The sequence below is a fragment of the Saccharopolyspora aridisoli genome, from assembly GCF_004348445.1.
Classification (GTDB): domain Bacteria; phylum Actinomycetota; class Actinomycetes; order Mycobacteriales; family Pseudonocardiaceae; genus Saccharopolyspora; species Saccharopolyspora aridisoli.
Genome location: NZ_SMKV01000048.1, coordinates 22,542 through 34,030, shown reverse-complemented (window position 1 = coordinate 34,030; position 11,489 = coordinate 22,542). Strand labels below are relative to the sequence as shown.

General features: G+C 70.7%; 5 protein-coding genes. All 5 read right to left on the bottom strand.

The annotated features are described in order from the left end of the window. Positions 1 to 384 precede the first annotated feature (384 nt). The 5 genes from E1161_RS24790 to E1161_RS24770 all read right to left on the bottom strand — a co-directional run bounded on the left by E1161_RS24790 (position 385) and on the right by E1161_RS24770 (position 11,400). Complete coding sequence (locus E1161_RS24790; RefSeq protein WP_132627145.1) at positions 385 to 1,689, bottom strand: lysine N(6)-hydroxylase/L-ornithine N(5)-oxygenase family protein; 1,305 nt, start codon at positions 1,687 to 1,689, stop codon at positions 385 to 387. 88 nt (positions 1,690 to 1,777) lie between these two features. Then, the gene (locus E1161_RS24785) at positions 1,778 to 2,605 is read right to left on the bottom strand and encodes a siderophore-interacting protein (RefSeq protein WP_132627144.1); all 828 of its coding nucleotides are present in this window, start codon (positions 2,603 to 2,605) and stop codon (positions 1,778 to 1,780) included. 98 nt (positions 2,606 to 2,703) lie between these two features. Next, positions 2,704 to 4,089: a DHA2 family efflux MFS transporter permease subunit gene (locus tag E1161_RS24780; protein WP_132627143.1), complete on the bottom strand. Its 1,386-nt coding sequence runs from the start codon at positions 4,087 to 4,089 to the stop codon at positions 2,704 to 2,706. Beyond that, positions 4,089 to 4,277, bottom strand: coding sequence for an MbtH family protein (locus tag E1161_RS24775; RefSeq protein WP_132627142.1), 189 nt, complete (start codon positions 4,275 to 4,277; stop codon positions 4,089 to 4,091). The genes E1161_RS24780 and E1161_RS24775 overlap by 1 nt, the downstream gene beginning before the upstream one ends. A gap of 82 nt (positions 4,278 to 4,359) precedes the next feature. Next, the gene (locus E1161_RS24770) at positions 4,360 to 11,400 is read right to left on the bottom strand and encodes an amino acid adenylation domain-containing protein (RefSeq protein ID WP_132627141.1); all 7,041 of its coding nucleotides are present in this window, start codon (positions 11,398 to 11,400) and stop codon (positions 4,360 to 4,362) included. Positions 11,401 to 11,489: the final 89 nt, after the last annotated feature.

Genomic DNA, 11,489 nt, shown 5'->3' with positions numbered 1-11,489 from the left:
CACCCCGCCGACTCCGCCCCCGACCCGAGCTCCTCACGAAGCCCGAACCAACCGCCCGACGGACGGTCGACCCCGCTAGAGCGTCACGCGCGCCACGAACACCCCGATCACGGGAGCAATCGACACCCGGAAGGCCGGAAGTGCCCGGTCTGCGGTGTATCTGGCTCGGCACGGGTTCAGCTTCCTGCGGGCGATGCGGCGTTCGCGAGGGCGTTGAGTGCAGGTTCGCTGGCTGCCCCGTCGTGCCCGGCCGCGTCCGGTGGGGCCCTTCGTCAGCTGGTTGAGCAGCCCGCTCGGCCAGACCAGCTCCACACCCCGCAGTGGGGCTCGCTGCGGCAACTGCTCTGGCAGCCGCTGCTGAACCACCTCATCAAGCGCAGGCGGTCAGTTGCGGGAGAGGGCGTAGTCGTGGGTGGGGGTTTCGCGGCGGGCGACGAGGGAGTCGCGGATCTCGCCGGCCCTGACCGCTCCGTTGGACAGCAGCGAGGACGTGATGCCGTGGGTGTGCTCGGTGCCGCCCTGGAGGTAGACCGCGCCCGGCAGCTCGCCGGTGGTGCGGACGCGGTAGTCGCGCTCGACCTGCAACGAGCCCTGCTCGTCCCACTCGCAGTGCCGGGCCAGCCCGGCGAGCAGCGCGTAGGGGTCGCGCGGCCGGCAGCCCGTGGCGTAGACGAGCAGATCCGCGTCGAGGAGGCTGCGCTCCCCGGTGGGCTGGAACTCGACGGTCACCTTCGCCCCGTTCGGGCGTGTGTCGACGTCGACGAGCCTGCTGGCGTTGAGGATCCGCAGCCGCTCGGCTCCGCGCACCTTCTCCTGGTAGGCGCGGGCGTAGAGCTCCTCGATCAGTTCCAGGTCGACCACCGAGTAGTTGGTGTTGCGGTGGTAGTCCATGAGCTTGGCGCGGACCTCGGGCGAGGAGGCGTAGAAGTCGTCCACGGCCTGCGGGTCGAAGATCCGGTTGGCGAAGGGGCTGTCGTCGGCCGGGCTGTAGCCGTAGCGGCCGAACACCGCGCACACCTCGGCGTCGGAAAAGGTGCGGTGCAGGTAGTCGGTGACCTCGGCCGCGGACTGGCCGGCGCCGATGACCACGCAGCGCTTCGGCTCGTCGGTCAGCTCCGGAACCCGGTGCATCAGGTCGAGGTTGTGCCACACCCGCTCACCGAGTTCGGCGCCCTCCGGCAAGGAAGCTTCGAGCCCGACGGCCATGACGATGTTGCGCGCCCGGTGCACGGCGAGCTGACCGCCGTGCCGGACGACGACCTCGAAGTGCTCGTCGACCGGCTGCACCTCCACGACCTCGGAGTCGTAGCGCACCACGCCGTCGAGCCGCCCGGCCGCCCACTCCAGGTAGTCGTGGTACTCGACCCTGGTGGGGAACAGGGTCTTGTGGTTGATGAAGTCGGCCAGCCGGTCCTTGGCGTGCAGGTAGGACAGGAACGAGAAGTCGCTGGCCGGGTTTCGCATGGTGACCAGGTCCTTGAGGTAGGACACCTGCATGGTCGTGCCTTCGATCAGCATGCCCCGGTGCCACCCGAAGGACGCCTGGCGCTCGAAGAACATCCCTTCGATGGGGTCGTTGCCCGCGGTCCGGTTGTGCTCCTCCAGCGCGATCGCCAGCGCCAGGTTGGACGGCCCGAAGCCGATCCCCAGCACGTCGTGGACCTTCTCTTGGTTCAGCGCCGCAGACACGTCGTCCCCTCGGTTCGCCGGTGCCGACTCGCGGGCGAGTGGAAGTACCGGCGAACCCGCGGGGTCAGGCCGGATTTCGCCGCGTCGGTCAGTCCCGATCGTGGTTGTGCTTGTCGTGGTACTCGGTTTCGGCCATGCCGTACTTCCAGTAACCGATGGCCAGCACGGACTTGGCGTCCATGCCCCGCTCGTCGCGCAGGTGCCTGCGGATGCCGCGCACCACTCCGGACTCCCCAGCGACCCAGGCGGAGGCGTCGACGTCGGCGGGCACGTCCAGCCCTTGCACGGCGTTGATCAGCTGCTGAGACAGGCCCGCCGGGCGGCCGTCGCGGTGCAGCCAGGTCCACCGCAGGTCCGGCGGGCACTGCACGTGCTGCCGGTCGTCAGCGGTGTCGACCTCGACGAGCACGTGGCCGCGCGCGGTGGGCGGCAGGGATTCGACGATGCTGGAGATCGCCGGCATGGCGGTCTCATCACCGGCCAGCAGGTACCAGTCGGCCGCCCGGCAGGTCTTGCCGCCGGGGCCCATCACGCCGAGGCGGTCACCGGGCCGGGCGTTCCGGGCCCAGTTGGAGGCCACCCCGTGCTCGCCGTGCATGACGAAGTCGATGTCGAGCTCGCCGCGCGTCTCGTCGTAGCGGCGGACGGTGTAGGTGCGCATGATCGGCCGGACTTCCGGCTCCGGCCAGGTGTACCGGCCGGTCTCGGGGTCCAGTCGCGGGAGGACCGGGCGGTCCTGGCCCTGCCGCGGAACGAAGACCTTGATGTTGGGTCCGGTGTGCTGGTCGAGGAAGCCGGACAGCTCCTCGCCCCCGAGGGTGACCCGGCGCATCGACGGGCTCAGCTCGGCTGTGCGCAGCACCTCGAGGTCACGTGCCGGCGGCCGGTTGCGCCGAAGTCGATCCGCAGTGCCCATCGACCATGCGTTCCTTCCCGCTCCACCAACGGTCATTGAGTTAAGGCTAGCCTAACCATATAGCGGACGATTGTCTTCCCCTCGGTGGCTCAGGTCTCTCAGCGCCCCACCGGGACCGGTTCCCGTTGCCGCACCACGGATTCCGTCACGCGCAAGGCCAGCAGGGCACCGGTGATCGCGAATCCGGCGGAGGTCAACATCGCCAAGTGGTAGGAACCCAGCCCCGGCCCCGAAGCCACCAGAACGCTGGCCGTGATGGCCACGCCGAGCGCCGAACCCACCTGCCGCTGCACGTTGAACAGCGTCGACGCACCGCCGGTGTCGGTCTTGTCGATGGTCGTGAACGCGACCACCTGCAGCTCTGCAGTGGCCGCCCCGACGAAGAAACCGGAGCCCAGTTGGACGAACGCGGCCAACCACACGTCGTGCGGGCCGATGAGGTTCATCGCCGCGAAGGACACCGCAGCGCCGAACATCGCCACCGCGATCAGCAGCCGCGGCCCGAACCTGCGGTGCGCCCAGCCGACCAGCTGCGAGGCGATCATCAGCCCCACCGCCTTCGGCAACGTCACCAGGCCCGTCTCCCACGCCGATGCGCCCAACTCCACCTGGTACATCAAGGTGAACCCGTAGAGCGTGCCGAGGAACCCGACCAGGCAGGTGAACAGGATCAGGCTGGCTCTGCGGAAGTGGTCGTCGGCGAACAGCCGCAGGTCCAGCATCGGGCGCTCGGTGCGCATCTGGGCCCGCACCAGCAGGCCCAGCAGCGCGAGCCCGGCAGCACCGGCCAGCCAGCTCGACGTCGCCGAAGCACCCGTGGCGATGCCCTCCAGGCTGAAGACCACCAGTCCGAGACCCGGTGCGGCCAGCGCGAACCCGCGGAGGTCGAAGCGCTTGTCCGGTGCTTCCACGTGTTCCCGCAGCAGCAGCGCGCCGAAGACGAGCGCGGCGACGCCGACGGGCAGGTTGACGAAGAAGCCCCAGCGCCAGGTGAGGTGCTCGACGAAGAACCCGCCCAGCACTGGTCCGAGCGCGGGCGCCACCGCCGTGGGCAGCAGCAGGACCCGCGACAACCGGATCCGTTCGGCCGGCGGGTAGGCGCGGAAGAGCAAGGTCAGCGCGACCGGGCTCATCACCCCGCCACCGGCGCCCTGCAGGATGCGGGCCAGCGTCAGCTGCAGCAGGTCGCCCGACAGCCCGCACAGCGCGGAGGCGAGCACGAAAACGCCGAAGGCGGACAGGAACACCCGCTTCGTGCCGTACCGGTCGCCGAGCCAGCCCGACACCGGGATGCACACCGCGAGGCTGACCAGGTAGCCGACGTTGACCGAGGACGCCGAGCTCGCCGACACCGAGAAGTCCTCGACCAGCGCGGGAAGCGCGACGTTGACGATGGTGGCGTCCATGCCGTTCATGAACATCGCCGCGACGTAGCAGACGCAGACCGCGACCTGCGGGTTCACCCGGCGCCACGCGGTCGCCATCAGCGAGCGGGCCGCATGTCGGTCCAGTGCACCTCGATGTGGTCGACGCAGGACTGCCGGTCAGCCGGGCCGTGCGCGACGGTCCACCCGGCGGGCACCTCGATCGCGGCCGGCCACAGCGAGTACTGGTCCTGATCGTTGATCAGAGCGCAGTACTGCGCGTCCGGGTCCTCGAACGGGTTCGTCATCGTCTTGCTCCTCTTCGGTCCACCGATCACTCGACCTCCCCGAACACCGCCCGGCGAGCCCCCCGCCGGGCGGAACGCCGGTTCAGCCTTCCGCCTCGGTGAGTGCTCGCTGCACGACTGCTGCGATCTCGGCCAGCGGTTCGGGCTGGGTCATGTCCTTGTGCTCGCAGGCGATGTCGTGGTTGATCACGTCGCCGTCCACGTACGGCTGCCACATCGCGCTGGTCAGCGACGCCTTCGCCGGGTTGACGGTGGCGCTGAAGAACAGCACGTCACCCCGGAACTTGTCGTGGTCGGCGGAGTTCTCCAGGACCGCGCAGTTGGCGAAGTTGTCGATGATGGCGGTCACGCTGTGCTCCTCCAGGTTCGCCAGGGCGCTGCCCTCGGCGGAGAGGATCTCCAGCACGTCGGACCTGGTCAGCGGGCCTTCGCCGAGTTCGGGGAGGTCGTAGCCGGCCATGTAGAGCAGGGCCAGCAGCGCCTCCTCCTCGGTGGGAAGGGTGTCCCAGACGTCCTTGGGGTAGGAGTCGAGCATGCTCAGGAACCGCACCTCCTCGCCGTCGGCCTGCAGGTGGGTCGCCATCTCGTGGGCGACGACGCCGCCGAAGGACCAGCCGAGGAAGTGGTACGGCCCGTGCGGCTGCACCGTCCGGATGTGCTCCAGGTACTCGGCGGCCATCTCGGCGAGGTCGCCCGCGACCGGTGCCGGTTCGGCCAGGCCGCGGGTCTGGATGCCGTAGATCGGTCGCTCGTCGTCGATGAGCTTGAGCAGGCCCGAGAACGGCCACGCCAGACCGGCCGCCGGGTGCACGCAGAACAGCGGTTGCTTGGCGCCGCTGGTCCGCAGCGGCAGCAGGATCTCCAGCGCGTCCCGGCTGCCTCCGGTGCGGAGGCGCTCGGCGAGCCCGGCCACGCTGGGCGCGGCGAACAGGCTGCCGACGTTGACCTTGATGCCCAGCGCGTCGCGGATCCGACCGATCAGCTTGGCCGCGAGCAGCGAATGCCCGCCCAGGTCGAAGAAACCGTCGTGCACGCCGACCCGGGGGAGGTCCAGGACCTCGGCGAACAGCCCGCAGAGGATCTCCTCGGTGGGGTTGCGCGGCATGTCGTTGCCGACGACCTCGGCGAGGTCCGGTGCGGGCAGCGCGCGCCGGTCGAGCTTCCCGTTGGGCAGCAGCGGCAGGGCGTCGACGAACACCACCGCCGCCGGGACCATGTAGTCGGGCAGCTCCTCGCCGACGTGTCGGCGCAGCGCGGCCGCGTCGGACCGGGCGTCGGCGCCGCCGACGACGTAGGCGACGAGGCGCTTGTCGCCCGGGGCGTCCTCGCGGACCACGGCGGCGACCTGCGCGACGTCGTCGTGCCTGGCCAGCACGGCTTCGACCTCGCCGAGCTCGATGCGGAAACCGCGGATCTTGACCTGGTCGTCGGCGCGGCCGGCGAAGTCGAGCGTGCCGTCCGCGCGCCACCGCACCAGGTCACCGGTGCGGTACATGCGCGCGCCCCGCTCGCCGAACGGGTCCGCCACGAACCGCTCCGCGGTCAGCCCGGCCCGGTTGAGGTAGCCGCGGGCGAGTCCGAGCCCGGAGACGTAGAGCTCGCCGACGACACCGGGCGGGCACGGCTGCAGCCGCTCGTCGAGCACGTACACGCGGGCGCCCGGGTCGGGCACGCCGATCGGCACCGAGCTCGACACCACGTCGGGGTCGCAGTCCCACAACGTGGTGTTCACGGTCGCTTCGGTGGGTCCGTAGCAGTTGAGCATCAGCCGGCCCCGGCCCCAGCGCTGCACCAGGTCGGAGGGCACCTTCTCGGCACCGCACAGCAGCGTCGCGTTCTCCGGCAGCCGCACGTCCGCGGGGAACATGCCCATCATCGACGGCCCGATCGCCAGGTGCGTCACCTCGTGCCGACGCGCGTACTCGGCGAGGGCTTCGCCGGGAACCCGCAGTTCGGAGGGCACGACGACGAGCGTTCCGCCGCCGAGCAGACCCATGCAGATCTCCCAGAACGCCACGTCGAAGCTCGGCGAGGCGAACTGCAGCACCCGGCTTTCCGGGGTGATGCCGACGCGGCGGGTCTGGGTGGCCAGCAGCTTGCCGATGCCCCGGTGCGCGACGACGACGCCCTTGGGCGTGCCGGTGGAACCGGAGGTGTAGATGACGTAGGCGGCGTCGTCGAGCTCCGGCTCCGGCAGGCGCGGATCGCCCTCGGGACGATCGGCGTGGTGCACCAGCGCCGTCGGCAGGTCGGCGTCGAGGTCGTCGGTGAGCACCAGGCGCGGCCTGGCGTCGTCGACCATGTGCCGCAGGCGTTCCGGCGGGTATTCCGGGTCGAGCGCGAGGTAGGCGGCACCGGCGTGCATCGCCGCGAGCAGGCCGATGATCAGCTCGGCCGAGCGCGGCAGCATCACGCCGACGATGTCGCCCGGCACGGCACCGCGTTCCACCAGCAGTTTCGCCTGCTCGGTGACCCGCTCGCGCAGCTGCCGGTAGGTGAGCTCGGTGTCTTCGAAGACCAGCGCGGGCTCGTCCGGGGTGGCTTCGGCGCGTTCGGCGAGGATCTGCGGGAAGGTTCCCGTCGGGCGGACGTCACCGGTCGCGTCACCCCAGGCGAGGACCTGCTCGCGGGCCTGGTCTCCGAGGACGTCCAGCCGCCCGATCGGCGTTCCCGGTGCGGTCACGGCGGATTCGAGCAGCATCACGAACCGCTCGACGAGGGATTCCACGGTGCGCGGGCCGAACAGGTCGGTGCTGTACTGCACCATCCCGCGCACGTCGCCGTCGGCGCTCTCGCTGAGGCTGAAGGCCAGGTCGAACTTCGCCGCCCCGGCCGAGATGATGTCCACAGTGGCCTCAACGCCGGGAAGTTCGGCGCGCACCGACTCGGCGGCACCCCAGTAGGCCAGCATGACCTGGAACAGCGGATGCCTGGCCAGCGAGCGGGCCGGGTTGAGCAGTTCGGCGAGGCGCTCGAACGGCAGCTCGGCGTTGCCGAACGCCGCCAGGTCGGTGTCGCGGACCCGGTCGAGCAGTTCGGCGAACGTCGGCTCGCCGGAGGTGTCGGTGCGCAGCACCAGGCTGTTGACGAAGAACCCGACGAGGTCGTCGAGCCGGTCGTCACCGCGTCCGGCGACCGGCGAACCGATCGGGATGTCGGTGCCCGCGCCCATCCTGGTCAGCAGCGCGGCGAGCGCGGTCTGCAGCACCATGAACGCACTGGCCTGGTGCTCGGCCGCCAGCTCGCGGATGCGCCGGTGCAGTTCGGCGTCGAGGCCGAAGCGCACGGCCTCGCCGCGGTGGCTCGACACCGCCGGTCGGGGGTGGTCCGTGGGCAGTTCGAGCTGGTCGGGCAGGCCTGCGAGCTCCTGCTCCCAGAAGTCCAGCTGCTGCGCCGCCAGCCCGTTCGGGTCCTCCTCGTCACCGAGCAGTTCCCGTTGCCACATCGCGTAGTCCACGTACTGCACCGGCAGCGGTTCCCACTCCGGCGCGCGGCCGTCGAGCCGGGCGGCGTAGGCGGCCGACAGGTCGCGCACCAGCGGGCGCACCGACCACTCATCGCCCGCGACGTGGTGCAGCAGCACGAGCAGCGCGGTGCGCTCGCCGTCGCGGAAAAGCTCGGCGCGGATCGGCGGTTCCTGCGCCAGGTCGAAGCCTCGTCGCGCCGCCTCGGCCAGCGCGGAGTCCACATCGGACACTCCGGTGACGGGGAGTTCCGGCACCTGCTCGCCGACGAGTTGACGCGGCTCGCCGAGCGTGTCGGGGAACGTGGTGCGCAGGCTCTCGTGCCGGGAGACGACGTCGCCGATCGCCGCGCGCAGCGCGGTCACGTCGGGTTCGCCGGTCATCCGCAGCACCAGCGGCATGTTGTAGGTGGCGCTGGGGCCTTCGAGCCGGTTGAGGAACCACAACCGCTGCTGCGCGAACGACAGCGGGATCTCCTCGGGACGGGGCACGGGGCGCAGTTCGGGCCTGCCGCCGCCCGAAACCCGCAGCCGCTCGGCGAGCTCCGCGACGGTCGGGTGGTCGAAGAGGGTCCGGATGCCCAGCTCGGCGCCGAGTTCGGTGCGCACCCGCGCCAGCAGCCGGGTCGCTAGCAGCGAGTGTCCGCCGAGTTCGAAGAACCCGTCGTCGATGCCGACCTGGTCGGCGCCGAGCACCTCACCGAACAGCCGGCACAGCACACGCTCAGCGTGGTTGCGCGCCTGCCGTCCGCCACCGGCGACCTCGGGCGCGGGCAACGCCTCGGCGTCGAGCTTCCCGTTGGCGGTCAACGGGATCTCCTCGACCGCGACGAACGCGGCCGGGACCATGTAGGAGGGCAGCCGGTCGGCCAGGTGGGCGCGCAGTTGAGCCGGGTCGGCGTCACCGGCGGTGTAGCCGACCAGCCGCTCGTCGCCCGGGACGTCCTCGCGCACCACGACCGCGGCCTGCTCGACCTGCGGGTGCACGGCCAGGTTCGCTTCGATCTCGCCGAGCTCGATGCGGAAACCGCGCACCTTGACCTGCTGGTCGGCGCGGCCCATGAACTCGATGGACCCGTCGGGCCGCCAACGTCCGAGGTCACCGGAGCGGTACATCCGAGATCCCGGTTCGCCGAAGGGATCGGCGACGAACCGCTGCGCGGTCAACCCGCGCCGCCCCAGGTATCCGCGCGCCAAGCCCTCACCGGCCACGTAGACCTCACCGGTCACGCCGGGCGGGACCGGCTGGAGCAGCGAATCGAGCAGGTACACCCGCAGGTCCGGGATGCCCCGGCCGATGACGCTTCCCCCTCGACGCGCGATCAGGTCGGCGTCGAGCTCGACGTAGGACACGTGCACGGTGGTCTCGGTGATCCCGTACATGTTGATCAGCTTCGGCGTCCCGGGGTGCCGCCGGTACCAATCGTCCAACCTGGACAGTTCCAGAGCTTCCCCGCCGAACACGACGTAGCGCAGCGCAAGCCGCGCGCCCGGGTTCTCCCGGTCGGCCTGGTCGAGCTGGTAGAAAGCCGAAGGCGTCTGGTTGAGCACGGTGACCTGCTCGCGTTCCAGCAGGCCCAGGAACTCCTTCGGCGAGCGGCTCACCTCGTGCGGCACCACGACGAGCCTGCCGCCGTGCAGCAGCGCGCCCCACAGCTCCCACACCGAGAAGTCGAAGGCGTAGCTGTGGAACAGCGTCCACACGTCCTCGCCGGTGAAGCCGAACCGCGGGTCGGTGGCCGAGAACAGTCGAACCACGTTCTGGTGCGGGATCGACACGCCCTTGGGCACTCCGGTCGAACCGGAGGTGTAGATGACGTAAGCGGCGTGTTCGCTTGTCAGCGGCCCGCGCTCGCCCGGCTTGGGATTGCGCTGGGAGTGCCGGACGATCTCGGCGATCGCCTCGTCCTCGTCCAGCAGCACCCGCGTGATCCCCTCGGGCATCCGGCCGGCGTGCTCGCGGTCGCTGATCAGCATGGTCGGCTGCGCGTCGCCGACGATGTGGGCGACGCGCTCGGCCGGGTGCCCCGGGTCCAGCGGCAGGTAGGCGGCTCCCGCCTTGAGCACCGCCAGCAACGACACGACGAGCTCGGTCGAGCGCGGCAGCGCCAGCGCCACGAGCTGCTCGGGGCCCACGCCGTGGTCGATGAGGTGGTGCGCGAGCTGGTTGGCGCGCGCGTCCAGCTCGGAGTAGGTCAGCGACTCCTCTTCGAAGGTCACGGCCACCGAGTCCGGTGTGCGTTGCGCCTGCTCCTCGAACAGCTGGGGCAGGGTCGAGGGCTCGGCCTCGGCGAAGCCGGGCACCGGCGCGTTCCACTCGTCGAGGACGCGGGTGCGCTCAGCCGACGTGAGCAGGTCGATCCGCCCGACCGGGAAGTCGGCGTCGGCGCCTGCGAAGGCGTCCAGGAACCGCAGGAACCGCTCGCGGTGCCCGGTCAGCTCCTCAGCGGTGTAGCGGTCGGGGTTCGCGTCGAACTCGAAGCGCAGCTCGTCGCCCTCGGTGTGGACCAGCACGCTGAGGTCGTCGACGGGACCGGCGGCGACGTTGTGGACCTGACCCGGCGCACCGGCGAAGTCCAGGTCGTAGTCGAAGGACTTGATGTTGATCATCGGTCCGAACAGCGCCCGGTCCGAACCGAGCAGCCTCAGGTCGCGACGCAGCTGCTCGCTGCGGTAGCGCTGGTGCTTGCGCAGGCCCCGCACGGCCTCGGCGACCTGAGCGATCAGCTCGTCGCGGGTGGTGCCCTGCTCCACGCGCAGCCGCAGCGGCAGCACGTTGACGACCATGCCCGGCACCCGCAGCGCGACCGAACCCATCCGGCCCATCACCGGCATGCCCAGCACGACGTCGTTCGCCCCGGTCATCCGGTGCAGGTAGGCGCCGAAGGCGGCGATGAGCGCGTCCGGCCAGATGGTGCGCGCCGCCTCGGCAGCCGCGCCCAGCTCCTCCAGCGAGGACGTGGCGGCGAGCTGCCGGTGGGAGGTGTGCGCTGTCGGCCGCGAGCGCTCGGTCAGCGTGACCACGTCAGGCTCGTCGGCGAAGCGCTCGCGCCAGTAGGCGGCGTCGCGCTCGGCCTTCGCCGATCTCAAGTACTCCCGCTCGTCGGCGATCAGCGCGTCCAGTCCGGCGAACGGCGACTCGCCGGGCTCTTCCCCCGCTGCCAGCGCGCTGTAGAGCTCGGCGACCCGGCGGATGATGATCGAGAAACCGTAGCCGTCGATGGCCATGTGGTGGATGCGCTGGTACCACCACCAACGCCGCTCTCCGAGCTTGCACAGCGCGGCGGTCCAGAGCCTGCCGCCGTCGCCCTGCGAGCGGGTCAGGTCGACCGGTGCGTCCAAGTCGGCCTGGATCCACTGCTGCGCGCGGGCGTCCGGGTCTGCCACGTCGGAGAAGTCCAGCACCGGCAGCTCGACGGCGTCGAGCGCGTCGATGACCTGGTGCGGGCCGTCTCCGTCGTCGACGACCCGCATCCGCAGCGTCTCGGCTTCGGTGACCACCGCGCGCAGCGCCTCGGCGAACAGTTCCGGGTCGACCTCGGCCGCGATCTCCACGCGCTCAGCGGTGTTGAAGATCGGATTGGCCTGGTCGAGTTGCTGGGCGAACCAGATCCCGGCCTGCGCCGCGGACAACGGCAGCTGGTCAGCTCGCGACGGCATTGCCCTCCCCACGATCAACATGAAAGTAAGGCTAACCTTAGTTCAGATCCGACCGGGAGTACAGCCGCACGCCAGGCCGCCTGACGTGG